Origin of the sequence: Stenotrophomonas sp. Ps181 (assembly GCF_025697425.1) — a bacterium.
GTDB lineage: Bacteria > Pseudomonadota > Gammaproteobacteria > Xanthomonadales > Xanthomonadaceae > Stenotrophomonas > Stenotrophomonas sepilia.
Genome location: NZ_JAHWBI010000002.1, coordinates 315,351 through 340,686 on the forward strand (window position 1 = coordinate 315,351; position 25,336 = coordinate 340,686).

General features: G+C 67.4%; 18 protein-coding genes. 6 read left to right on the top strand and 12 right to left on the bottom strand.

The window, feature by feature from the left end:
* Position 1 precedes the first annotated feature (1 nt).
* Positions 2–1,891 carry an EAL domain-containing protein gene (locus KXV01_RS05075; RefSeq protein ID WP_049438871.1) on the bottom strand — a complete coding sequence of 630 codons (1,890 nt, stop codon included), beginning with the start codon at positions 1,889–1,891 and terminating at the stop codon, positions 2–4.
* 44 nt (positions 1,892–1,935) lie between these two features.
* A complete protein-coding gene (locus KXV01_RS05080; protein ID WP_005419792.1) occupies positions 1,936–2,553 on the bottom strand; it encodes a DUF4126 domain-containing protein in 618 nt (205 codons plus the stop codon).
* 179 nt (positions 2,554–2,732) lie between these two features.
* Between KXV01_RS05080 and KXV01_RS05085 the strand changes: the two genes are divergently transcribed.
* The 5 genes from KXV01_RS05085 (at position 2,733) to ampE (ending at position 6,428) form a co-directional block, all read left to right on the top strand.
* On the top strand, positions 2,733–3,476 hold the full coding sequence (locus tag KXV01_RS05085; RefSeq protein ID WP_005411304.1) for a DUF6776 family protein: 744 nt from the start codon (positions 2,733–2,735) through the stop codon (positions 3,474–3,476).
* Between the two features lie 4 nt (positions 3,477–3,480).
* On the top strand, positions 3,481–3,945 hold the full coding sequence (locus KXV01_RS05090; protein ID WP_049415389.1) for a polymer-forming cytoskeletal protein: 465 nt from the start codon (positions 3,481–3,483) through the stop codon (positions 3,943–3,945).
* Positions 3,946–3,976: 31 nt separating this feature from the next.
* Positions 3,977–4,369, top strand: coding sequence for an iron-sulfur cluster insertion protein ErpA (gene erpA / locus KXV01_RS05095; RefSeq protein WP_005419789.1), 393 nt, complete (start codon positions 3,977–3,979; stop codon positions 4,367–4,369).
* 119 nt (positions 4,370–4,488) lie between these two features.
* A complete protein-coding gene (gene nudC, locus KXV01_RS05100; protein ID WP_111096198.1) occupies positions 4,489–5,394 on the top strand; it encodes an NAD(+) diphosphatase in 906 nt (301 codons plus the stop codon).
* A 146-nt stretch (positions 5,395–5,540) separates the two neighbouring features.
* Complete coding sequence (ampE, locus tag KXV01_RS05105) at positions 5,541–6,428, top strand: regulatory signaling modulator protein AmpE (RefSeq protein WP_049415384.1); 888 nt, start codon at positions 5,541–5,543, stop codon at positions 6,426–6,428.
* Between the two features lie 583 nt (positions 6,429–7,011).
* Here the strand turns inward: ampE and KXV01_RS05110 are convergent.
* From KXV01_RS05110 to KXV01_RS05155, 10 genes are all read right to left on the bottom strand, one after another.
* Positions 7,012–7,437 (bottom strand): DUF2752 domain-containing protein, encoded by a 426-nt coding sequence (locus tag KXV01_RS05110; protein WP_005419786.1) that lies wholly within the window; start codon positions 7,435–7,437, stop codon positions 7,012–7,014.
* Positions 7,438–7,480: 43 nt separating this feature from the next.
* The gene (locus KXV01_RS05115; RefSeq protein WP_005419785.1) at positions 7,481–7,759 is read right to left on the bottom strand and encodes a CD225/dispanin family protein; all 279 of its coding nucleotides are present in this window, start codon (positions 7,757–7,759) and stop codon (positions 7,481–7,483) included.
* A 34-nt stretch (positions 7,760–7,793) separates the two neighbouring features.
* Entirely contained in the window at positions 7,794–8,081 is a 288-nt protein-coding gene (locus KXV01_RS05120) for a CD225/dispanin family protein (protein WP_005419784.1), read from the bottom strand.
* A gap of 229 nt (positions 8,082–8,310) precedes the next feature.
* Positions 8,311–10,200, bottom strand: coding sequence for an MFS transporter (locus tag KXV01_RS05125; RefSeq protein WP_111097350.1), 1,890 nt, complete (start codon positions 10,198–10,200; stop codon positions 8,311–8,313).
* A gap of 98 nt (positions 10,201–10,298) precedes the next feature.
* Positions 10,299–11,093 (bottom strand): SDR family oxidoreductase, encoded by a 795-nt coding sequence (locus KXV01_RS05130; protein ID WP_100478849.1) that lies wholly within the window; start codon positions 11,091–11,093, stop codon positions 10,299–10,301.
* Between the two features lie 140 nt (positions 11,094–11,233).
* On the bottom strand, positions 11,234–13,411 hold the full coding sequence (yccS, locus tag KXV01_RS05135) for a YccS family putative transporter (RefSeq protein ID WP_049439062.1): 2,178 nt from the start codon (positions 13,409–13,411) through the stop codon (positions 11,234–11,236).
* Positions 13,412–13,506: 95 nt separating this feature from the next.
* On the bottom strand, positions 13,507–15,576 hold the full coding sequence (locus KXV01_RS05140; protein WP_111097351.1) for a TonB-dependent receptor: 2,070 nt from the start codon (positions 15,574–15,576) through the stop codon (positions 13,507–13,509).
* 286 nt (positions 15,577–15,862) lie between these two features.
* The gene (locus KXV01_RS05145; RefSeq protein WP_111097352.1) at positions 15,863–18,985 is read right to left on the bottom strand and encodes an efflux RND transporter permease subunit; all 3,123 of its coding nucleotides are present in this window, start codon (positions 18,983–18,985) and stop codon (positions 15,863–15,865) included.
* Between the two features lie 34 nt (positions 18,986–19,019).
* Positions 19,020–22,253 (bottom strand): efflux RND transporter permease subunit, encoded by a 3,234-nt coding sequence (locus KXV01_RS05150; RefSeq protein WP_111097353.1) that lies wholly within the window; start codon positions 22,251–22,253, stop codon positions 19,020–19,022.
* A 74-nt stretch (positions 22,254–22,327) separates the two neighbouring features.
* Positions 22,328–23,572 carry an efflux RND transporter periplasmic adaptor subunit gene (locus KXV01_RS05155; protein WP_049410679.1) on the bottom strand — a complete coding sequence of 415 codons (1,245 nt, stop codon included), beginning with the start codon at positions 23,570–23,572 and terminating at the stop codon, positions 22,328–22,330.
* A 186-nt stretch (positions 23,573–23,758) separates the two neighbouring features.
* Between KXV01_RS05155 and KXV01_RS05160 the strand changes: the two genes are divergently transcribed.
* Positions 23,759–25,078 (top strand): M20 family metallopeptidase, encoded by a 1,320-nt coding sequence (locus KXV01_RS05160; RefSeq protein WP_049410704.1) that lies wholly within the window; start codon positions 23,759–23,761, stop codon positions 25,076–25,078.
* The last annotated feature ends 258 nt before the right edge of the window (positions 25,079–25,336 follow it).

A 25,336-nucleotide genomic window follows, 5' to 3' on the forward strand; every position in this document is an offset into this window, starting at 1 on the left:
GTCAGAGCACCGCGTTGTGGAAGTCGAAGTTCAGGTCGCTGCCGGCCGACTGCACCATGTTGCCCTGGATGTAGTCGACGCCGCCGACCCACATCGCCGCCGCAGCCTGCGGATCCTCGATCTGCTGGCCGATGATCTGCAGCCCGGCGGCATGGGCCTGATCGATCGCCTTGCGCAGCTCCTCGCGCGTGGCCGGATTGGCATGGCTGCTGGAAAAGCGCGCAGCCATGCGCACGAACGACAGCGGCAACTGGTTCAGCAGGGCATCGGCCTCGCCGCTGGGTTCGAACTGGCTCAGGCAGAAGCGCACCCCGGCACTGGCCATGCGCTGGCAGAACTGCTGCAGCGGCACGGTGTGGATCAGTGCGTCCGGCAGGCGCACGTCGATCACCAGTGCACTGCCCGGCAGGTCGCGCTGCTGCAGTGATTCCAGCAGCCAGTCGGCGAAGGCGTCGCGCTGCAGGGTGCGCAGCGACTGCGAGACGAACAGGTTCAGTGGCTGCGTCGCGTGGCGGTACAGGTCCAGCAGCCCCAGCGCGTGATCCATCACCTGCTGGTCGAGATCGGCGATGCGGCCTGCGGCTTCCGCGGCCGGGATCACCTGCCCGGCCGCCAGCACGGTGCCGTCGGCCTGGCGAAGGCGCAACAGCAACTGGTACTGCGCGGTGTTGCCGCCGGCAACAGCGACGATCGGCTGATAGGCCAGTTCCAGCTGTCCTTCCAGCAGCGCCAGGTGTTCCTGTTCGGTGACTGCCTGGCGGTGCACATGGCCGGCCACCCCGGCGCTGAGCAGGCGCGCCTGCAGGGTGGTGCGCTCGACGGCTTCCAACGCGCTGTTGGCATCGTCGAAGCCCGGCGACAGCGGTGCATAGCCGACTACGCCGCGCAGGTGCACGGATTCGTCGTCGCGGATCACGAAGGCACGTGCCGACAGCTGCTCGCGCAGGCTGGCAGCGATGCTTTCAAGGGCGTCCTCGTCGGCGCTGCGGGCCAGCAGCAGGAAGCTGTTGTCGTTCAGGCGTGCCAGCAGGTGCGGATGGCCGGCTTCGGCCAGGCGCTGCCCGGCCTGCACCATCAGCCGTTCAAACGCGGCATAGCCATAGCGTTCGCGCAGGCCCAGCGCGCTGGCCACTTCGATGAAGAACACGCCGCCCTGATCGCGGTGGGCCAGTGCGGTGTTGAGCTGCTGCAGCACGTGGTGGCGCGTCGGCAGGCCGGTTTCCGGATTGCTGGTGGCCGGTGCGCCGGTGGCGCCGGGCAGGGTCGCGGCCTGGGCTCGTGCGCGGCGGATGCGGTTGGCCACCGCTGCGATCAGGTGGCGGGGCCGGATCGGCTTGCTCAGGTAGTCGTCCGCGCCGCTGTCGAGGACTTCGAACTGGCGCTCCGGATCCGGATCACCGCTGAGAAACACGATCGGAAGCAGCTGCAGGCCGGGCTGCTGGCGGATCAGCGCGGTCAGGCGCATGCCGTCCAGGCCGGGCAGATGAAGATCCATCAGGATCAGGTCGGGGCGGTGCTCCTTGATGGCCTGCAGCGCGGCATCGGCATCGTTGTGGACGATCGCCTGCATGCCGGCGCCGTGCAGCACGCTCTGCGCGAACAGGGCCTGCGCGCGATCGTCCTCAACGATCAGCACGCGGTAGGGCGAGTCCGATGGCGACGGGGCCAGATCGTTGTTGCCGGCGTCGGCCAGTGCGATCGGGCCGGGCAGCGGCGGCGGCGCGCTGTTGGCCGGCGTAGACGCATCGGCCGCGACAGGAGATGGGGTCGCCGCCATCGGCGGGTCCACGGCCGGAGGTGCCGTCTCGGGGGCCCAGCGTTGCCAATGGTCGGCCGGAGGGGTTTCAGCGCGTCCCGGGCGGGCGCCCGCGGGGGATTCGTTTGCGGCCATCGGTGCTCCTGGTGTTCGCGTACATTATGCGACAAGCCCGGCGCTCAGCCGGTACCGGTGTGCCCTGGCGGTGCTGCCGATGCACCGCGCGCCAGCCAGCGCACACCCTTCCACAGGGCGCGCCAGACCAGCCACACCAGCAGCGCACCGGCCAGGCTGCAGGCCAGCACCACGATCAGCGCGATCCACGGGTGTGCCAGCGCGAGGGCCAGGCCACCGATCACGACGGTGTCTTCGGCCGCAGAGGCGACCCAGTTGCTGGCCGGTTCCGGCGAGGTGTTGAGCAGGGCGCGGGTACCGGCCTTCAGGCCATGGCTGGCCAGGGCGACGCCGGCACCGGCGGCGAGCGCACCGGTGCCCAGCTGGCCATCCGGCGACAGCGTGGCCGCCGCAAGGAATGCGCCGGCGGGTACGCGCGCGAGCGTCTGCACCAGGTCCCACACCGAATCCACGCCAGGGATCTTGTCGGCGAAGAACTCGGCCACCGCCAGCGCCGCCGAGGTGCCCAGCACCCACCATGATTCGGTGGCCTGCAGGGCGGGGGGCAGGTCGACCCAGCCAAGCAGACCGGCCAGGCCGACACCGAACACGGTGAGGTAGACGCGGATACCGGCCAGCCAGGCCAGCAGGATGCCGATCACGAACAGGTGGGCTTCGGTCATGGCGATGCTCCGGCGACGGAACTGTGCAGGGGGCCACACTATCGACGATGGCGTGCCTGAACGCCACAGACCGTGGCCGGCCGCTGCGCAGGAAACCCACCCGTCCTGTCATACACTAGCCCGTCGTTTGCCACAGGGGCCGTACCGGTGTCGCCCTTGCGATACCCCGGAAACCACCCATGACCAACCGTCCTCCCATGCGCGTGCAGGTCCGCCTGCCCGGCGCGCCGCAACCGCCTGCCGACCGTCGCCGCCTGCTGGTGATCGGCGGCATCTGGCTGCTCAGCCTGGTGCTGGCGGTGCTCGGCGGCTGCTGGATGGCCACCCCGCGCGATGCCCAGGGCCAGCGCCTGCAGGCCGCCGAGAAGCGTGCCGAGACGCTGCAGGCACAGCTGACCGAGTTGCGCCAGAAGCAGGCCACGCTGGAAGCCTCCGACCGCATCAGCCGTGCCGCCAATACCGAGGTGCAGTCCTCGCTGGCCGAGCGCGATGAGGAAATCGCCGGGCTGCGCGCCGATGTTGCCTTCTATGAGCGGCTGGTCGGCTCGACCAGCCAGCGCAAGGGCCTGAACACCCATTCGATCGAGTTCAGCCCGGAAGCGGCCGGCACCTGGCAGTACACCGCCGTGCTGACCCAGAACCTCAACCGCGGGGCCATCAGCCAGGGGCAGATGCGCTTCACCGTGGAAGGCGTGAAGAACGGCAAGCTGGCCACGATCAGCTGGGATGATCTGCACCAGCGCAGCAAGGTGCCGGGACAGGACTACTCGTTCCGGTACTTCCAGCAGCTCACCGGCAGCGTGATGCTGCCGGCTGACTTCACCCCGCAACGCGTGCGGGTGACATTGGGGAGTGGTACGGGGGGTACCACCCAGGTATTCGACTGGAAACAGGCCGGTGCGCCGGCCAGCAAAGGGGAGTAGGCAGATGTTCGGAAGCAGCAAATCCAACCGTGAAGGCCAGCTGGTGGTGGATGCCCTGATCGGCAACCAGGTGGTGATCCGCGGTGATGTGGAATTCAGCGGGGGCCTGTATGTGGAAGGCCGCATCCACGGCAAGGTGATCGCCGCCGAAGGCGCCAGCGGCGCGACCCTGACGGTCGCAGAGCATGGCGTGATCGAGGGCGAGATCCGGGCCCAGGTGGTGGTCATCAGCGGCCGCCTGGACGGCGATGTGCACGCCACCGAGAAGGTCGAGTTGACCCCGAGCGCACGGGTCAACGGCAACGTCCACTACCAGGTGGTTGAGATGAACGCGGGCGCGCAGCTGAACGGCCGCCTGATCCATGCCAGCGCCCCGATGGCAGCCTTGCCGGCGCCGGAAGGCGAAGACGCCCCGGATGGCAAGGGCGATACCGCCGCGCGTCGCAAGCTGGCCGAGGCGATGGCTTGAAAGCCATCCCCGGCACCCCCATGCTGGCAGCATGAGCACGCTAGTCTCCCTGCCCGGCGCCACCCCGGTTGCCGCGCCCGATTACCAGTCGCTGGAGCGCCCGCTGAACTTCACCGAGTCGGCGGCCGCCAAGGTCAAATCCCTGATCCAGGAAGAGGGCAACCCCGACCTGGCCCTGCGTGTGTACATCGAGGGAGGCGGCTGTTCGGGCTTCCAGTACGGGTTCGAGTTCGACGAGAACCGTGCCGAGGATGACCTGGCGGTACAGACCAGCGGGGTGACCCTGCTGGTCGACCCGCTGAGCCTGCAGTACCTGATGGGCGCGGAGGTGGATTACACCGAGAGCCTGACGGGTGCGCAGTTCGTGATCCGCAACCCGAACGCAAAGACCACCTGCGGCTGCGGCAGCAGTTTCAGCATGTAAGCAGGGCGCGGGGCCTGTGTCCCGCGCGACAAGGTGTGTGGAGCAAGAGGCACACCGACAGGCGGTTTCCGCGAAGCCTGCGGCTTGCCACCTGCATCGATTGGCGGCACGCTTGGCGGATGCCCAATACTCCTTCGCCGCTTTCCGGTTTCGCCTTCGTTGGCGAACCGTTGGAGCGCGCCGATGCCCTGCGCGAAGATGCCGATGCACTGGCACGCCTGTGGCCGGGCGCGCGCATCCTCGTGCTCGATCAGGACGGCAGTGCCTTCACCGGCGATGACGACCAGCCGCTGGCGCTGACCGGCGCCGACATCGGCGGTGGCCCGGGCGCCGCAGTCTTCCTGGGGCTGCGCGGTGATCAGGCATGGTTCTCGGTTGAAGCCACCAATGTCACCGTGAACGCGCCACGCCGACTCGATCTGCGCCAGGCTGCGTTGTTGTGGCCGATGGCCGATGCCACCGCTTTCAGCTATGCCCGTGGCATGTCCTACTGGCACTCGCGCACCCGCTTCTGCGGCGTATGCGGCGGCACGGTGGCGTTTGCCCGTGGCGGCTTCGTCGGCCGTTGCGCGCAGTGTTCCACCGAACACTATCCGCGCGTCGATCCGGCGGTGATCGTCGCCGTGGAAAACCAGGGCCGGCTGCTGCTTGGCCGGCAGTCGAACTGGGCCCCGCGCCGTTACTCGGTGCTGGCCGGCTTCGTCGAACCCGGCGAGACCTTCGAGCAGACCGTGGTGCGCGAAGTCCATGAGGAGAGCAAGGTGCGGGTGACCGCCTGCCAGTACCTCGGTTCGCAGCCGTGGCCGTTCCCCGGCGCGCTGATGGTCGGCTTCCGTGCACAGGCGCATGACGACCTGCCGACCGTGGATGGCGAGCTGGAAGACGCGCGCTGGTTCAGTGCCGACGAGGTCGGCGCCGCGTTGGCGCGCGATGTGGAGGACGACGGCCAGGGCATCCGCCTGTCGCCACCGATCTCGATTTCGCGGAGCCTGATCGAACACTGGTACCGCCAGCAGCGAGGCTGAGTCGGCGTTTCGGCAGGGCCGGTCGTGGCAGCTGTATTGCCGCCACCTGAACACGGCCCGGGTTACAGTCCGGTTCACCCGCGAGGGCACCGCTGCGACAGGTAAGGTAGCGACGCCGAGCGTTCTGTTTCGTAGGGAGACCTGCCATGTTCACCACTCTGGCCGCCGTGCTGGTGGCGCTGGCCCTGGGCCACGTTGCCCCGGCCGCTGCCGCCTCGATGCGCCGTTTCGACGGCTTCCGGCGCTGGCTGGGCTGGCTGGACGCGCGTGGTGGCAAGGCCTGGCAGGGACCGGCTGGAGTGGCACTGGCGCTGCTGCCGCCGCTGCTGCTGATGGGGCTGCTGGCGTGGCTGCTGCGCGGAGTGCTGTTCGGCCTGCCGTCGCTGCTGCTGGGCGTGGCCGTGCTGGCCTGGTGCTGGGGGCCGCGCGACCTGGATCGTGATATCGAAGCGATCATTGATGCGGACGACGCCGCGACGCGGCAGGCCGCCGTGCGCAATCTGCAGGCCGCCGGTGGCAGCCTGCGCGAAGATGTGCCGTCGCTGGTCGAAGCGACCGTGCTCAATGCGCTGCGTCGCTGGTTCGCGGTGCTGTTCTGGTTCCTGCTGCTGGGCCCGGCCGGTGCGCTGGGCTACCGCTTGCTGGCGTTGATGGCGGAAAGCCCGATGCGTGCTCGCGTGCCGGTGGAGCCGCTGGCGCTGGCGCAGCGCCTGCTGGGCTGGATCGAGTGGCCGGTAGCGCAGCTGATGGCGTTCTCGATGGCGCTGGTCGGCAACTTCGATACGGCGTGGAAGGCCTGGCGCCAGGCCCATGGCGAACGCCTGGCCGGCACCATCGGGTTCCTGGGCGCGGTGGCGCGGGCCAGCGTCAACGCCGAGCTGCGCGAGGACGCGCACGATTACACCGAGGCGGGGCTGTTGCCGGTGTGGCAGCGGCTGCCGGACCTGCGTGATGCGATGAGCCTGGTGTGGCGGATGCTGCTGCTGTGGCTGGCGATCCTCGCGTTGCTGGTGATTGCAGGTTGGGTGACGTAGTTGTTTTGCAGGGCTTGCAGCCCTGCACCTGCAGAGGCCAAAGCCAGAGCCAAAGCCAGAGCCAAAGCCAGAGCCAAAGCCAGAGCCAAAGCCAGAGCCAAAGCCAGAGCCAAAGCCAAAGCGGCTCTGGATTGCTGAGGGTTGGGCGGGGCGGTGTGGGGCTGCAGGACACGCCGTAAACCCGTCCCTGGGGGCGGCTCGATGGCGCCATCCATGGCGCCAACGGTCCTGCTGCCCCACACCGCCCCACCCCCGACAGTTTCCCGGTGACGGTGGGTCAACCGCGACTGCCGGTGGGTGTCCACCTTGGTCGACACGGTCGATCCACGCCATGCGTGGATACAGAGCGAAGCGATCCGCTTCCGCTTTTGATCTTCTCTTTCTTTTCCGTGGTGGACGCACACGGAAACTGTCCGTGGCCGGGCGGGATGGGTTTGCGGGGGTGTCCGCGGCATGGATGCCGCGGCCAAGCCTCCACGGACGGATTCACGGCGTCCCCCGCAAACCCATCCCGCCCGGCCAACCCCAGGGCTTCTGCCTTCAAACGCCGCCCACCACGAGGGGCTGCGCCGTTGGCTGGAAACTAGACCGGTGCCAACGCCGTGAACGGTGCCCAAGGCAGGTTACGCAGCAGCGCATACCCGGGCAGTACCCAGAGCCAGAACGTGGGATTGGCCAGCACCCGCATCAGCGGGTCCAGCAGGCGCGGACGGATGCCGGCGACGTTCAGCAGCATCAGCAGGAGGAAGGGCAGGCTGATGACCAGCAGCGGGTTCATCGCCATCGCGCCGGGCAGGTCGAAATGGACCAGCGAATACAGGCAGCGGGTGCTGCCACAGCCCGGGCAGTACAGGCCGGTCAGCGCGTACAGCGGGCAGCTCGGCAAGGGATTGCCGGCGACATACGGATTGACGTTGCGCAGCACCAGCGCGGCACCGGCGGCCAGGCCGGTGGCGGCCAGCAGCGGTGCCCAGCGGGCCAGTCGGGATCGGGTGGGCAGTGCGGACATGCAGCAACGGATCCGGCGCAGGCGCCGGATCCGTCCACGCGGATCAGTAGCCGCTGTTGCTCATCGCACCCATGCCGCCGAGAGCGACGATCAGGATGCCGTACAGCACGCCGACCACGACGGCGGCAATGGCCGACCAGATGGCCCACTTCTTGGCCTTGGCCGAGGATTCCTGGGCACCGGCGATGTCGCCAGCGGCCAGCTTGCCGTTGACCTGGGCGGCGTAGACGATCGACACGATGCCGGCCGGCAGGCAGCAGAACAGGGTGCTCAGGATGGCCCAGACCAGATTGTTCGGGACCTGCGGAGTGGCGGTATTCATGGGTTCAAGCTCCTTGATGGGTGGTGGTGGTGAATCATTGGTCGGAAAGAGCGCCCAGTACGGCCAAGCCGCCGAACAGCCCGAACCACAACAGCAACAGGACCGGCAGGGCCACGGCCGAAGCCACCGCCCACCAGCCCGCCTTGCGCGACGCGCTGTAGGCCCCCGGCAGGTCGCCGGCCGCGCGGCGGCCATCGACCTGGGAGGCATAGACGATCGACACCACGCCCAACGGCAGGCAGCAGAACAGCGTCGTCAGGATCGCCCAGACCAGATGGTTGGGGATGTAGACCGGACGGCTGAGCGGTGGCGGTTGATTCAAAGCAAGACTCCATTCCTTGGTGGCCGGCCATGGTGCATTGGCCGAACCTCCCCCCTGTGGGTGCGTAATCTACCTCAACCTGCGCTGCATGTATGCGTTTACAGTCAGATGGTGGAGTGTGTGGCCCGTGACTGGGCGCTATTTGACGGGCCTCTGCCATGAAACAGAGGCCGTCATTCCAAGGATTGGGGCTATCGCCTGGAAGGGCTACCGGCGGCCGCTGGGCCGGTCAGGCGTGATCGCCACGCAGGGCCCGTACCTGCGCCTCCAGCACCGGGGCGCGGGTGGCGTGGCCATCGACGGCCGGTGCCGCCACGACCTCGACGGTAGCGCGGAAACGGCGCGGCACCCGCATGCGGCCGAGGCGGCTGTCGCGGCGACTCCACATGCTCGACCACATGCCGCGCAGGGCCATCGGCACCACCGGCACCGGCCGCCGCTCGAGGATCTTCTCGACGCCGGACTTGAACGGCGCCATCTCCCCGTCGCGGGTCAGCGCACCCTCGGGGAAGATGCAGACCAGTTCGCCTTCGGCCAGAGCAGCGTCGATCTCGTCGAACGCGCGCTGCATCAGTGCCGGGTCTTCGCGAGCACCGGCGATCGGGATTGCCTTGGCGGTCCGGAAGATCCAGCGCATTACCGGGATGTTGAAGATCCTGTAGTACATGACGAAGCGCACCGGGCGCGGAATCGTCGCCGACAGGATCAGCGCGTCCATGTAGCTGACGTGGTTGCAGACCAGCAGTGCGGCGCCTTCGTCGGGCACGTTGGCCTCGATGCCGTGCGGGCGCAGCCGGTACAGGGTGCGCACCATCAGCCAGCTGAGGAAGCGCATCAGGAATTCGGGGACGATGGTGAAGATGTAGATCGCCACCAGCGCGTTGGCGATGGCCAGCGCCAGGAACTGCTGCGGAATGGTCCAGTGCAGCAGCTTGTGCGCGGCCAGCGACAGCAACGCCGCAGCGACGATGAAGCCCGAGTTCTGGATGTTCAGTGCGGCGAACACGCGCGACATCTGCGCCTTCGGCGTGCGGCTCTGGATCAGTGCGAACAGCGGCACCACGAAGATGCCGGTGAACAGGCCGATGCCGACCAGGTCGATGACGATGCGGATGCTGCCGGGCTGCTGCAGGAACGTCGCGATGGTCAGCCCGTGCACCGTCGCTTCGCCGCTGCGGGCGAAGTACAGGTCCAGCAGGAACGCGGTCATGCCGAACGCGCCCAGCGGTACCAGGCCGATTTCCACCGTACGCGCTGACAGCTTCTCGCACAGCAGCGAGCCGACGCCGGTGCCCACCGAGAACAGGGCCAGCGCGAAGATGTACAGGGTCGGCTGGCCGCCCAGGTTGGTCACCGCGTAGGCCGGCAACTGCGAAGTCAGCACGGTGCCGACGAACCAGAACCAGGACACGCCCAGGATCGAGTTGCGTACGGCCTTCTGCTGGCGCGCCATGCGCAGTACCGCCAGCGATTCCGGCAACGGGTTCCAGTTGATCTTCAGGTTCGGATCGCCGGCATCGACCCTGGGAATCAGGCGCGCGGCGATGTTGCCGCAGACCGCCAGGGCGATGATCGCGCACGCAGCCACCACCGTACCGTGGCTGCCGGCCACGGTGAACACCAGGCCGCCGACGATCATGCCGGAGAGGATCGACATCGAGGTCCCCATCTCGACCAGGCCGTTGCCGCCGGTCAGTTCCTCGGGCCTGAGCACCGACGGCAGCACCGAGTACTTCACCGGGCCGAACAGGGTCGATTGCATGCCGGTGCAGAACAGGGCGACCAGCAGCACCGGCAGGCTCTGGGTGAGGAAACCGGCGGCCGCCAGCGACATGATCACGATCTCCATGGTGGTGGTGATCACGATCAGCCGCGATTTTTCCAGTTTGTCGGCGATCTGCCCGGCCAGTGCCGAGAACAGGAAGTACGGCAGGATGAAGATGGCCGGTGCCAACGTGGCGTACAGCCCGAGTTCCTCCTCTGGCACGGCCATGAACAGCAACATGCTGATGATCGCTTGCCGGTACACGTTGTCGTTGAACGCACCGAGCGCCTGTACGACGAAGAACGGCAGGAAACGGCGCTGGCGCAGCAGGGCAAACTGGTTGTGACCGGACATGGAACCTCCTTGACCGGCGCAGCCTAGCATTCCTGCCCATCCGCTGTGGGTGCGGACCTGTGGGTGCGGACCGTTGGTCCGCACACCTGCCAGCACCCTCAGACGATGTCGTCGACCACGCCGCCGTCCACGCGCAGCGCTGCCCCGGAAGTCGCCGAGGCCTGTGGCGAGGCCAGGTACACCACCATGTTGGCCACTTCCTCGACCGTAGCGGTGCGCTGGATCACCGAAGACGGCCGATGCGCCATCACGAACTCGCGGCCGATCTGCTCCAGTGGCTTGCCGCTGCGCCGGCGTTCATCCTCGAACATCGCCGCGAAGCCGTCGGACAGGGTCGGGCCAGGCAGCACCGCGTTGACGGTGACGCCACTGCCGGCCACGCGCTTGGCCAGGCCGCGCGACAGTGACAGCTGCGCGGTCTTGCTGACCCCGTAATGGATCATGTCGGCCGGGATGTTGCGCGCCGATTCGGATGAGATGAACAGCACGCGGCCCCAGCCGGCATCGACCATCGCTGGCAGCAGCGCACGCGACAGGCGTACGCCGGACATCACGTTGGTCTGCCAGTAGCGCTCCCAGGTGGCGTCATCGGTCTGGAAGAAATCCTCTGGGCCGAAGATGCCGGCGTTGTTGACCAGGATGTCGATCTTCGGCAGCCCAGCCAGCAGCGTATCGACACCGGCCGCATCGGAGAGGTTGGCGGCGACACCGAGCACGTCGGCTCCCGGCACGGCCGCGAGCAGGTGCCGGCGGGCGCGCTCGACGCTGTCGGTGCTGCGGCCATTGAGAACGACCCGCGCACCAGCGCTGGCCAGGCCCTGGGCGATGGCCAGGCCGATGCCGGCGGTGGAGGCGGTCACCAGCGCGGTGCGGCCGCTGAGTTCGATTTTCATGGTGATGATCCGGGGCGGGAGCTGCCCAGTATCCGCGTGGCGGCGTGATCGAACTGCATCGCCAGGTGCAACGCGCCGTTGCACGCAGCGCAGCAGATCCACGCCATGCGTGGATGGGATGCCCGATCAGCGATGAGGGATCAGGTCAGGTTGGTCACCGCCTCATTGGCCGCTGCACGCACCTTCGGCAGCATGCGCAGCACCAGCGCCATCTGGGTACGGATCAACTGCAGTTTCGGCGGCATCGCCTCGTCGATCTGCTCCAGCTCGGCGGCCACCGCGCGGTCGGCGTCGTTGTCATCTTCCGCGACGGGTTGCCGCGCGGTCAGCGCCGTCGCCAGCTGCTGAAGTGCCTTGCGCACGCGATCGCCCGCGGCCAGCGCCAGTGGATCGCCAGCGTAGCTGTCCACCTGGTCGCGGTGCGCACCCAGCGCCGACAGATGCCCCAGCAGCGTGTTGGACAGCGCCAGGAAGCGGAAGCCGGCATCCAGGTTGCGGCGCACGTGGCCGGGTTCGCGCAGCATGTTCGACAACGCGGTGGACAGCGCGGCGTCGGCGTTGTGCATGTCGCGGCGGGCGATGCGGTAGGCCAGGTCGTCGCGCATGCCGCTGCGGTACTGGCCCAGCACCGAATCCAGGTAGCGAGCCGCAGTGTCCAGCACGCGTGCCAGGACGAGATGCAGCTGGCGCCCCTGCCAGTCAGGCAGGATCAGGAATGCTGCCGCCGCTGCGATCGCGCAGCCCAACACCGTATCGACCATGCGCGGCACGATCAGCACGAAGCCATCGCCGATCAGGTTGAAGCAGGTCAGCGCCATCACGGTGATCGCGCCTGATGCCACCAGGTAGCGGTCGGTGCGGGTGAAGAAGAACAACAGTGCCGACAGCAGTGCGATCAGCAGCTGTACGTGCAGCTGCGGGAACAGCTGCAGCAGCGCCCAGGTCAGCACCAGTCCGGCGACGGTGCCGACGATGCGCTGTGCCAGGCGCTGGCGGGTGGCGCCGAAGTTGGGCCGGCACACGAACACGATGGTCAGTAGTACCCATGAACCATTCTGCGCATTGAACAGCCGGATCGCTGCAAAGCCGGCGATCAGCGCCAGTGCCATGCGCAGGCCATGGCGGAACAGCACCGAGCCGGGCGTGAGCTGCTGGCGGATGCGCACGCCCATCTCGCGCAGGGTATGCGGGTTGCTGTCGCGCAGGCGGGTGTCGACGTTGTCCAGGCTGGCTTCGGAACGTTCGGCATCCAGCAGGCGGCGCTCGATGCTGCGCAGGTTGTGAACCAGCAGGTCCAGCGAGCCGAGCAGGCGCTGCCACTGCGGGCGCTGCTGGTCACGCAGGTAGGCCAGCGCGTCGGCCAGGTCGCGCCCGGCCTGCTGGTTGCTTTCGCCGTATACGAACGGACGACGCAGCCGGATCGCCTCGCCCAGGCGGGCACAGGCCTGGCCCTGCAGGTCGAGCAGGCGCTGGCAGCGGTAAAGCACATCGCTGTGGAAGAAGGCGTCCACCAGCGCGCCATACGGGTAGTGCGAGGAACTGGCGCGCTCGTGGAAATCCTGCGCCATGTAGTACAGGCGCAGGTACAGGCCGGAGTTCACCCCGGGCCGGCCGGAGCGGCCGAAGCGGGCCAGGATCGCTGTCTTGGCCTCGTTCAGTGCACCCACCACACGGCGGTTCTGTTCGGCCAGGTCGAGCTGGCGACGTTGCAGGTCGGCTTCGCGCACCGGCTCGAACAGCGCAGCCTTCAGCTGCAGGTAGCGGCCCAATTCAAGGTACAGCCGCGCCACGCGTTCGCGCACCGGCCGGTTGGCGAACAACGCGGTCCACAGGATCGACAACAGCCCGTACCAGACCGCACCGGCCAGCAGATGGCTGACCGCTTCCAGTGCGCTGTGCAGGTCGCTGGCACCATGTTGTTCCAGGCCGATCATCGTGTAGATCGCCAGCGTCACCGTGGCCTGGGCAATCGATGCGTAGCGCTCGCCGAGCGCGCCAAGCAGGGTCAGACCGAAGGTGGACAGTGCCAGCGCGCCGATGAAGATCCACGGCCACGGGAACAGCCAGATCACCGAAGCCGCCGCAATGCAGAAGCACAACAGGGACAACACCACGGCCTTGGTCCGGCCCCACCAGTTGTCGTCGGTTTCTGCGATGGCGCTTGCGATGATGCCGAGGAACACGCCGGGCAGGGCGGTCAGCGCCTCGAACTGCCAGCACACGGCCACGGCCGCGGTCAGCGCGATGAACACGCGCAGGCCGTAGCTGGCCTTTTCGTGGGCCCACAGGCGGCTGAGGCGGGAGTGGCGGGCGGACATGCAGGCTCGGTGGAAGGGTCTTCCACCATTATTGCGGGCTGCGCGTGAAATATGGAGTGCGGACCAACGATCCGCACCCACGGTGGTGCCGGGCCTTACATGTCGAATCGCACGCTCACAGCGAACGTGCGTGGCAGGCCTGTGCCGGCGTTGGACCAGTACTTCCGGTTGGCCAGGTTCTCGACACTGGCGCGCACGGTCACCGGATGACCGGAGGCGAGCAGGCGGTAGCCGATGCCTGCATTGACCAGCGTGTAGTCGGGCAGCTTCAGGGTGTTGTCGGCGTCGTACCAGACATCGCCGTAATAGCGCACCGCGGCGTAGGACTCCAGCCCATCCACCCACGGCAGCTGGTAGGTGGCGTGCACGACCCCACTCCAGCGCGCTGCACCGGCGGTACGGTTGCCTTCCTGTGCGACGCTGGCCGGGGACAGCCTGTCGTAGGTCGGGTCAAGCCAGGTGACGCCTCCGCCAACCGTGAGGACATCGCTGAGGTGCAGGTCGGCACTGGCTTCGATGCCTTCGTACAGCGTGATGCCGTCCTGCACCAGGCGCTTGCCGGCCGGTGTGAGTTCATCGATATTTGCGCCACGCTCCAGCCGGAACGCCGCCACGTTCGCATTCCAGCGCGCGGCCTCGGCCTTCGCGCCGATCTCGTACTGCTTGCTGAGGGTCGGGTCGAGCACATCACCGGCGTTGACGTAGTTGTTGCCTACGCGGCTGCCCGCTTCCAGCGATTCGATGTAGCTGGCGTAGAGGGTGACCGCCTCGCTGGGCTTGAACATCACGGCATAGGTCGGTGTGACCGGATAGGTGTGGTAGCGGCCCTTGGTCTCGTAATCGTTGTAGCGCCAGCCCGCCAGCACCGACCAGCCGCTGCCGAGATCGACGGTATCGCTTGCGAACACGGCCTGCTGCACGGTCTCGTCGCCGCGGGTCATCACCCGTGAACCGACGGCGTCATGGCGGATGGCATGGCGCTGGTACAGGTTGGCGCGGCCGATCAGGCGCCATTCGTAGGGACGGTCCCAGCCCAGCCCGGTCTGGTGACTGATGCCTGCCACCACCTGATGCTGCAGCGGACCGGTGTGGAAGCTGCCCTGCAGCATCGCCTGCGCCAGCTTCCACTCGCTCTTGCCACCCAGTTCATAGACGTTGACGTCATAGTCGCCATTGGGCGAATCGATGTAGGCGAAGATCTTGTTGACGTCATTCCACGAGGTGGTGACGCCATAACTCAGGCTGGTTTTCCAGTCGCTGTTGATCTGCCAGTCCAAGCGGGTCGACAACAGGCTGGAACGAGTGTCGTAGTAGGTGCCGGGTACACTGTTGCCGGAATTCTCGGCGATCGGTCGTGGCAACGAGGTCAGTCCGCGGAAGTAGTACTGCGGCGATTCCTCGCGCAGGTCGCGTGACTGGAACACGCCGTCGAAGGTCCAGATCAGTGCTTCGTTCAGGCGCGCGTCCAGCGACAGTGCGCCCACCTTTCGATCGACGTGGCCACCGTTGAAGGTTTCGCCCTTTTCCCGGTAGGCGTTGAAACGATAACCGAACATCTGCTCGTTGCCGAAGCGGCCGCCGACGTCCATCCCGCCGCTGACGATGCCCTGCTCGCGCCAGCCCAGCTGGGCGGAGAAGGTGGGCGTGTCGGTCGGCTTCTTGGTGATGTAGTTGACGATGCCACCGGGGGCACCGAAACCGTAAAGGAATCCGCCCGGGCCTTTCAGCAGATCGACCTGTTCCATCACTTCCAGCGGCCACTCGGTACCCCACGAGGAGACCTGCAGGCCATTGACCCGATAGCTGTCGAAGTTCAGGTCGATGCCACGGTTGCGGATCGGCGAACTCCAGCCACTGGCATAGGCGCTGACCTGGGTGGTGACCGAAGGGTCGAGCAGGAACGCTTCGCCCAGCGAGACCACTTGGCGCTGCTCGATCTGCTCGCGGCCCACGGCGGTGATCGCAAACGGGGTATCGCGCAGCACGCGATCACCAAGGGCGCCGGTATCGGCGTGGGTGCGTTCGGCGGTGACCTTCACCGCATCCAGATCGGTGGCACTGCGGTTCCGATTGGTGCGCTCGGGTACGGACTGGGCATGCGCGGCACAGGCCAGTGACAGGGAAACGGCAAGCAGGGCCGGGCGGCAGAGCGGGTGCAGGAGCATGGTTCAGTCATCCTCGGCGAACGGCCACGCGCCATCCGCCCGCATGGGGGGAAAGGTTGATGGCTGGGATCACGCAGGCTTGCCAGAGAGGGCAGCGGGGCGCCGCGAAGGGGCGCAGGACCATGGCTGGAGAGGAATTGTTCTCTTTTCGTTACAGCACGTCAAACCCGGAGGCGTGCGGACCAACGGTCCGCACCCACCCTCCGTGCCCGTGGTAGTGCCGGCCGCTGGCCGGCAGATTCGCAGTACCGAGAACTAGATCCACGCCATGCGTGGATGGGCTCTACTACGCCCGCTGTGCGCGCTTGAGCAGCCTCGCTTCGCGTCTGCGCGCGCGGCGGGCGCGCCAGCGCTCGGCCAGGCAGGAGAAGATCACGTACAGCGCCGGCGTACTGAGCAGGGTCAGGCTCTGCGAGAACAGCAGGCCGCCGATCATCGCGATGCCCAGCGGGCGGCGCAGCTCGGACCCTTCACCCAGGCCGATGGCCAGCGGCACTGCGGCCAGGATCGCGACCATCGTGGTCATCATGATCGGGCGGAAGCGCACGATGCTGGCCTCGCGTGCGGCATCGCGCGGCGCCAGCCCATGCTCGCGCTGCGCCACCAGTGCGAAGTCGATCATCATGATCGCGTTCTTCTTGACGATGCCGATCAGCAGCACCAGCGCGATCATCGAGATCACCGACAGCTCGGTGTTGGTGCCGAACAGGGCCAGCAGCGCACCGACACCCGCCGCCGGCAGCGTGGACAGGATGGTGACCGGGTGGATCAGGCTCTCGTAGAGCATGCCCAGTACCAGGTACACGGTCAGGATTGCGGCGAACACCAGGATCAGCATGTCGCTGGGATCGGAGTTGAAGCCGAAGCCCGCATCGTCGGCCAGGCGGATGTCGCCGGGCATGCGCATGCCGGCCACGGTCGCGTCGATGATCGCCTTGGCCTCGCCCATGCTCACGTTGGGAGCCAGGTTGTAGCTGAGGTCCATCGTCGTGTACTGGTTCTCGTGGGTGATCTGCGATGGGGCCAGGCCAGGCATCTGCGTGGCCACCGCGGTGATCGGCACCATGTCGCCGTTGCGCGCACGCACGTAGACCTCATCCAGCGCCGCCGGAGTGGCGGTCTGCGAGGGCAGGGCATTGACCACCACGCTGTACTGGTTGATGTCCGAATAGATGGTGGAGATCTGGCGCTGGCCGAACGCACCGTACAGCGCGCCGTCGATGGCGCCCACCGTGATGCCCAGGCGCGCGGCCTTTGCGCGGTCGATCTGGATGTTCTGGCGCAGGCCGGCATTGTCCACGTCGGTGCCGACGTCGCGCAGCTTCGGGTTCTTCTTCAGTTCCGCCTGCAGCCTGGGCAGCCATTCCTGCAGTGCGGCCAGGTCGTTGCCCTGCAGGGAAATGCGGTACTGCGCGCCCTGGCTGGAACCGCCGCCATCGTTGCTGGGCAGGTCCTGGATCGCGCGCAGGCGCAGCTGCAGGTCGGGATAGCGATCGGCCTTGGCGCTGAGTCGCGCCAGCGCATGTGCGGTGGTTTCGCGGCGGCCGTCGCTGCGTGATTTCAGCTCGATGTTGAACTGTGCACTGGAGCCCTGGCGGCCGCTGCCCAGGCGTACACCCACCGTCTTCACGGCCGGGTCGGCCATCAGCATGTCGGTGATGCGGCGCTGGCGCGCGACCATGTCCTCGAACGACACGGTGGCGCTGGAGTTGGCGCGGCCCCAGATCAGGCCGGTGTCCTGTGGCGGGAACGCGCCCTTCTTCACCGCCCCGAACAGGAAGATGGTGACGCCGATCAGGATCAGCGGCGTCAGCGACAGCAGCAGCGCGTGGCGCAGCGAGAAGTCCAGGAACACGGTGTAGATGCGCAGCATGCGCTCGTGGCCGGCATCCAGCCAGCGTCCGAAGCGCGACGGCGGCGCGCTGTGGTCATGGGCGCTGAGGAAGCGGCTGCACAGCGCCGGGGTCAACGTCAGCGAGACGACCATCGAGACCACGATGGCTGCCACCAGGGTGACGGTGAACTCGCGGAAGAACGCACCCATCATGCCGCTGGCGAACAGCAGCGGGATGAACACCGCCACCAGCGAGGCGGTGATCGAGACGATGGTGAAGCCGATCTCGCGCGCACCGGTCAACGCCGCCTGCATGCGCGGCATGCCCTCGTCGAGGTGGCGCATGATGTTCTCGATCACCACAATCGCATCGTCGACCACGAAGCCGATCGCGATCACCAGCGCCAGCAGGCTCAGGTTGTTCAGGGTGAAGCCCATCACGTACATCACCAGCGCGGCGCCGGCCAGCGACAGTGGCACGGTCACCGCCGCGATCAGGGTGGGGGCCAGCCGGCGCAGGAACAGCGCCATGGTCAGCACCACCATCGCCAGGCTGATCAGCAGGGTGATCTGCACTTCATGCAGCGACGAACGGATGGTCGGCGTACGGTCGAAGTACGGCGTCATCGTGGTGCCCGGCTGCAGGTAGTCGCGCAGGGTGGGGATCTGCGCCTTGACCCGGTCCACGGTCTCCACGATGTTGGCGCCGGCACGGGTGAACACGTACATCACCACCGCCGGCTTGTGGTCGAACCAGGCCGCCTGGTAGGCATCCTGCTGGCCGTCGTAGACGTTGGCGATGTCCTTCAGCCGGATCACCCGGCCGTCGCCCTGGGTCTTGACCACCAGGTCGGCGAAGTCGGCGGCGCGTGCCACCGAGTCGTTGGCGATGATCGCGGTGGTGGTGTTGCCATCGCTGAGGAAGCCGGTGGGCGAGGTCACGTTGGCCGCGCGCACCGCGTTGCGCAGGTCATCGGCGGTCAGGCCCAGCGCGTTCATCAGGCGCAGGTTGACGTCCACGCGCACCGCCGGCGTCGACGCGCCAGCGATGTCGACCGAGGCGACGCCGCTGATCTGGCGGATGCGCTGCGCCAGCAGCGAGTCGGCCACGTTGTACAGTTCGTCGGCCGACTGCGTCTGCGAGGTCAGCGCGATGGCGATCACCGGGTCGTCGTTCGGGTTGGCTTTCTGGTACATCGGCGAGCCCATGCCCGAGGGCAGGTCGGCCTGTGCCGAGTTGATCGCCGTTTGTACATCCAGTGCCGCCGAATCGATGTTGTGGCCGCTCTGGAAGATCATGAACACCAGCGAGCTGCCTTCCGAGCTCGACGAGCGCATGCGGTCGATGCCCGGCAGCTGGCCGAGGTGGCGTTCCAGCGGCGCGGTGACCGTCGAGGCCATGGTCGCCGCGTCGGCGCCGGACTGGCTGGCATGCACGAAGATCACCGGGATCTCAATGTTCGGCAGCGCCGATACGCCCAGGCGCAGGTAGCAGATCAGGCCGACCATGAACAGGCCGATGGCCAGCAGTGCGGTGCCGATCGGGCGGCGGATGAAGGGACCGGACAGGTTCATCGTGCGGCCGCCCACGGCAGCAGCGGGGCGTGGATCATGCCTGCGGCTCCTGCAGCGAACCATCGCGCAGCGCACGCTGCTCGCGGCGGCGTGCCAGCCACTCCGAGAAACGTTCCATGTACAGGTAGATCACCGGCGTCGTGTACAGCGTCACCAGCTGCGACAGCAGCAGGCCACCGACGATGGCGATGCCCAGCGGGCGGCGCAGTTCCGAACCGATGCCGGTGCCCAGCGCCAGCGGCAGTGCGCCGAGCATGGCTGCGGCGGTGGTCATCATGATCGGGCGGAAGCGCAGCAGGCAGGCACGGCGGATCGCCTCGTGCGCGTTGGCACCGGCGCGACGCGCCTCGATCGCGAAGTCCACCATCATGATGCCGTTCTTCTTGACGATGCCGATCAGCAGCACGATGCCGACGATGCCATCCACCGACAGGCTCAGCCCGCACAGCATCAGCGCCAGCAGCGCGCCGACACCGGCCGGCGGCAGCGTGGAGATGATCGTGATCGGGTGGATGTAGCTCTCGTAGAGCACGCCCAGCACGATGTAGATCACCACCAGCGAGGCCAGCAGCAGCCACACCACGTCGGTCTGGCTGCCGGTGAACTCGGCGGCCTTGCCGATGAACTCGGCATGCAGGTGGGCGGGCATGTCCAGGCTGTCCTTGGTCTCCTGGATCGCTCGCACCGCTTCGGACAGCGAATAGCCCGGCGCCACGTTGAACGACACGGTCACCGCAGGCAGCTGCTGCTGGTGGCTGACCACCAGCGGTGCGCTGCTGACCTTGCCTTCGGCCAGTGCCGACAGCGGAATGATGTTGCCGGCGCCGACGGTGATGCCGGTGTTCTGCGCGCCGATGCCGGTGGCGGTGGACGAGTTGGAGGAGGTGACCTGGCCGAAGCTGGTGGCATTGGTGCCGGTCAATGCGCCGGCGCCGTTGGAGGCGACCGCCAGCTGTTCCATCAGCGCGGTGCTGGTGCGGAACTCCGGTGCCACTTCCAGCACCACGCGATACTGGTTGAGCTCGGTGAAGATGGTCGAGATCTGGCGCTGGCCGAACGCATCGTAGAGCGTGTCGTCGATGGTCTGCATCGGCACGCCCAGCACGCTGGCCTTGTCGCGGTCGATGTTCAGCTCCAGGGCGCGGCCCTGGTTGGACAGGTTGTTGTCGACGTCGGCCAGTTCCGGGCGCTTGCGCAGCGCTTCGGTCAGGCGCGTGGCCTGGGTCGCCACCGTCGCCGAATCCACGTCCGACAGCGAGTACTGGTACTCGGTGGCGGCCACGCGGGTATCCAGGGTCACGTCCTGCACCGGTTTCAGGTACAGCGCCACGCCCGGAATGCCGGCCACCGCCTTCTGCAGGCGCGGCAGGATCTCCTCCAGCCCATCGCGCTGGCTGCGCTCCTTCAGCACGATCGACAGCTGGCCCTGGTTGAGGGTGGGGTTCATGCTGCCGGCGCCGATGAAGGCCGACACGCCGGTCACGTCCGGATCCTGGCGCAGTGCTTCGGCCACCTGCCTGGTGCGCTGCTCCATCTGCGGGAAGGCGATGTTCTGGTCGGCCTGCACCACGCCGGTGATCAGGCCGGTGTCCTGTTCGGGCAGCAGGCCCTTGGGGATCAGCACGTACAGCAGCACGGTCAGCACCAGCGCGCCACCGGCCACGGCCAGGGTCAGGCGCTGGTGGCCCAGCACCCAGTCCAGGCTGTGCTCGTACAGGCCGACGGTGCGCGTCCACAGGTTCTGCTTGCCGGCCGCCGCTGCACGCTCATGCGCGTCCTCGCCTTCGGGCAGGGCGTCGGGCTTGAGCAGGTAGGCGCACATCATCGGGGTGAGCGTCAGCGAGATCAGCATCGACAGCACCACCGCGATGCTCAGCACCCAGGCGAACTCATGGAACAGGCGGCCGGTGACGCCGGGCATCAGCAGCAGCGGCAGGAACACGGCGACCAGCGAGACGGTCAGCGACAGCACGGTGAAGCCGATCTGGCGCGCACCGATCTCGGCCGCTTCCTTGCCACTCTTGCCCTGCTCGATGTAGCGCACGATGTTCTCGATCATCACGATCGCATCGTCGACCACGAAGCCGGTGGCCACCACCAGCGCCATCAGCGACAGGTTGTCCAGCGACATGCCGGCGAAGGCCATCACCGCGAAGGTGCCGGCCAGCGACAAAGGCACTGCCACCGACGGGATGATCGTGGCCCACAACCGGCGCAGGAACACGAAGATCACCGCCACCACCAGGCCGATGGTGAGGATCAGGGTGAACTGCACCTCATGCACCGAGGCGCGGATGGTCTCGGTGCGGTCGTTGAAGATTTCCAGGTGCACGTCGGCCGGCAGCACGCCCTGTAGTTGCGGCAGGAGCGCGCGGATGCGCTCGACGGTCTGCACGATGTTGGCGCCCGGCTGGCGGCGCACTTCCAGCAGCACCGCCGGCTTGCCATCGGCCCAGGCGGCCAACTGGTCGTTCTCCACGCCATCGACCACCTCGGCCACGTCCGACAGCCGCACCGGGCGGCCGTTCTTGTAGCTGATGATGGTGTCGCGGTACTCGGCGGCGCTGGCCAGCTGGTCGTTGGTGCCGATGCTGTAGGACTGGGTCTTGCCGTTCAACGAACCCTTCGGCGCGTTGACGTTGGCCTGGGTCAGCGCGCTGCGCAGCTGTTCCAGGGTCAGCCCCATGTTCGACAGCTGCGCCGGATTGACCTGGATGCGCACGGCGGGCCGCACGTTGCCGGCAATCGAGACCAGGCCGACGCCCTGCACCTGCGACAGGCGCTGGGCCAGGATCGAGTCGGCGTAGTTGTTGACGTCACGCAGCGGGCGCGTGTCAGAGGTCAGCTTCAGGGTGACGATGGCCGCGTCGGCCGGATTCACCCGGTTGTACACCGGCTGGTAGGGCAGCGATGAGGGCAGGGTGGCCTGACGGATCGCCGCCTGCACGTCCTGCGCGGCGATGTCGATGTCGCGGTCCATCGAGAACTGCAGGATGATCGTCGACAACCCGGCCGACGAGTCCGACGTCATCAGTTCCAGCCCGGAGATCTGCCCGAACTGGCGCTCCAGCGGCGTGGTGACCAGCGAGGCCATGGTGGTGGCGTTGGCGCCGGGGTACTGGGTGGTCACCACCAGGCTGGGCGCATCGATTTCCGGCAGCGCCGACACCGGCAGCTTGCGGTAACCGAGGATGCCCAGCAGCAACAGGCCCGCCATCAACAGCGAGGTAGCGATCGGGCGGCGGATGAAGATCGTCGAAAAGCCCACGGACGGATCCTTGCTGTCACTTCAATGTCGGCGCCGGCAGGTCCGCCGGCGCGAGGGAGAACCGTGGCCTGCGCTCAGCGCGGGCCACCACCGCGACGGCCACCGCCGCCACCGTTCTTCTGCTCGGCCGCCTTCAGCTCGGCCTCGGTCGGCGCGGCCGGGGTCTCGCCCGGCTTCAGCGCGGTGACCTTGCTGCCCGGCTTCAGGCGGAACTGGCCTTCGCTGACCACCCGCTCGCCGCCCTTCAGGCCTTCGGCGATCTGCACCTGGCTGTCGCCCACTTCCACGCCGCTGCGCACGGTCTGCATCTTCACCGTGTTGTCGCCCTGCACGACATAGACGTACTCGCCGTCCGGGCCACGCAGCACCGCCTGGGTCGGAATGACCACGCCGCCGCCGATGGTGCGCAGCTGCATGCGCACGTTGACGAACTGGCCCGGCCACAGGCCGTTGTCGGTGTTGTCGAACACGGCGCGCGCCTTGAACGTGCCGCTGTCGGCACTGATCAGGTTGTCGACCACATCGAGCTTGCCGTCTGCGGACAGCACGTGCGAATCGGCGCGGTCCAGCGCCGCCACCGGTACCGTGCCGGCGGCCTGCGCCTGGCGCACATCGCCGAGCTGGCGCTCGGGCAGGTTGAACAGTACGTGGATCGGATGGATCTGGGTGAGCGTGACCAGCGCGGTGCCGGCGCTGACCACGTTGCCCGCGTCGACTGCACGGATGCCGGCGATGCCGGAGATCGGTGCGGTGACCCGGGTGTACTGCAGCTGCACCTGCGCCGAGCGCATGCTGGCCTCGTTGGCGGCCACGGCGCTTTCGTACTGTGCCACTTGGTTTCGCTGCGTATCCAGATCGGTCTTGGCGACGTACTGGCGATACTCCGGCGCGTTCGAGCGCTGGTAGTTGGAGCGCGCGGTGGCGAGCAGGGCCTCGTTCTGGCGCTTGGCTGCCGCGGCCTGGTCGTAGCTGGCCTGGGCGGTGCGCGGATCGATCACCGCCAGCACATCACCCTGCTTCACTTCCTGGCCTTCACGGAAATTCAGGCTCATCAGCTGGCCGCCGACCTGCGGGCTGACGGTGACGGTGTTCATCGCGGTCACCGTACCCAGCGCGCTGGCATACACCGGCACGTCCTGGCGCGTGGCCTCCACCACGGTCACCGGCACTGGACCGGCATTCGGATCTTCGCCGCCCTGGCGCGCGCCCGCAGCAGGTTTTCCCGCCTTGTCCTTGCCCCCGCCGATGACGCGCAGGCCGACCACGGCCAGCACCAGCACCGCCACGACCAGCAGCACGATCTTCCAAACACGTGACATTACGAGGACTCCGAGAGGGCTGGACCGGACGGGACGCCGGGACAATGCGCAAAGCATACCTGTGCCACATCACGTTTCCTGCATGACGGATGGGACGGGCGCTAAGACCGGATGCGGCGCCGGAGGTTCCCGTGGCGCCGGTGTTGCCCTACATTCAGCTGGAACCCTCTTGCTGTGGAGATTGCGATGCGCCGTTCGCTGCTGCTGTCCGCCCTGCTGCTGGCCATGCCGGCGCTTGCCCATGCCCAGGACGGGCAACGCCCGGAAGTGACCGCCGCCGCGCAGCGGCTGCAGGCCCGGGTGGTCGAATGGCGTCGTGACTTCCACCAGCACCCGGAGCTGTCCAACCGCGAGGCGCGCACCTCGGCCGAGGTCGCCAAGCGCCTGCGTGCGATGGGCCTGAAGCCGAAGACCGGCATCGCCCACCACGGCGTGGTGGCGATCATCGAGGGCGGCAGGCCGGGCCCGAAGATCGCACTGCGTGCGGACATGGACGCGTTGCCGGTGACCGAGCAGACCGGCCTGCCGTTCGCCTCCAGGGCCACCGACCAGTACCGCGGGCAGACCGTGGGCGTGATGCATGCCTGTGGGCACGACGCGCATACCGCCACCCTGCTCGGCGTGGCCGAAGCGCTGGTGTCAATGAAGAAGGACCTGCCGGGCCAGGTGATGCTGATCTTCCAGCCGGCCGAGGAAGGCGCGCCGCCGCCGGAAGAGGGCGGTGCCGCACTGATGCTGAAGGAAGGGCTGTTTGCCGACTTCAAGCCGGAGGCAGTGTTCGGCCTGCATGTGTTCTCCAGCGTGCAGGCCGGCCAGATCGCTGTGCGCGGCGGCCCATTGATGGCCGCCTCGGATCGCTTCGGGATCAAGGTGATCGGTCGTCAGACGCATGGCTCGGCACCGTGGAACGGTGTTGATCCGATCGTCGCCACCGCCGACCTGGTGGGGACCGCGCAGACCATCGTCAGCCGCCGCGCCAACCTGTCCAAGCAGCCGGCCGTGCTGACCTTCGGCGCGATCAACGGCGGCATCCGCTACAACATCATTCCGGATGAAGTGGAGATGGTCGGTACCATCCGCACCTTCGACGAAGGCATGCGCCAGCAGATCTTCGCCGACCTGCGCAACGTGGCCGAGCACACGGCCGCCGCGCACGGTGCGAAGGCGGTGACCGACATCTACGAATCGGAGGGCAACCCGGCCACGGTGAACGACCCGGCGCTGACCGCGAAGATGCTGCCGAGCCTGCAGGCGGTGGTGGGCAAGGACAATGTGTACGAGCCGCCGCTGCAGATGGGCGCGGAGGATTTCTCGCTGTACGCGAAGGAAGTGCCGGGCATGTTCTTCTTCGTCGGGTCCACCAGCGTGGGCATCGACCCGGCGACGGCGCCGGCCAACCATTCGCCGAAGTTCCTGCTGGATGAGAAGGCGCTGGATGTGGGCTTGCGTGCGCTGCTGCAGGTGAGCCTGGATTACCTGCACGGTGCCGGTACTCCGGCGGGGTAAGGGTTACCGGCAGGGCTTGCAGCCCTGGGTACGCGACATCGCATGCGCGCTGTCGCTCCCACAGTTCGCTGCGCGAACGGTGGGCCCCCCTTACCAGCTTCCAGACCCCTGCCGCTTCGCGGCCGCCCCCTGACTCGGGGGGCTTTCCTCCAGACCCGATCCCGTGGCTTGCCGGTAAATCCACGCCATGCGTGGATGGCAGACATCGAAAATGTCCGAAGGATCGGATTTTGATTTTCTGATCTTTCCCGTGGTGGA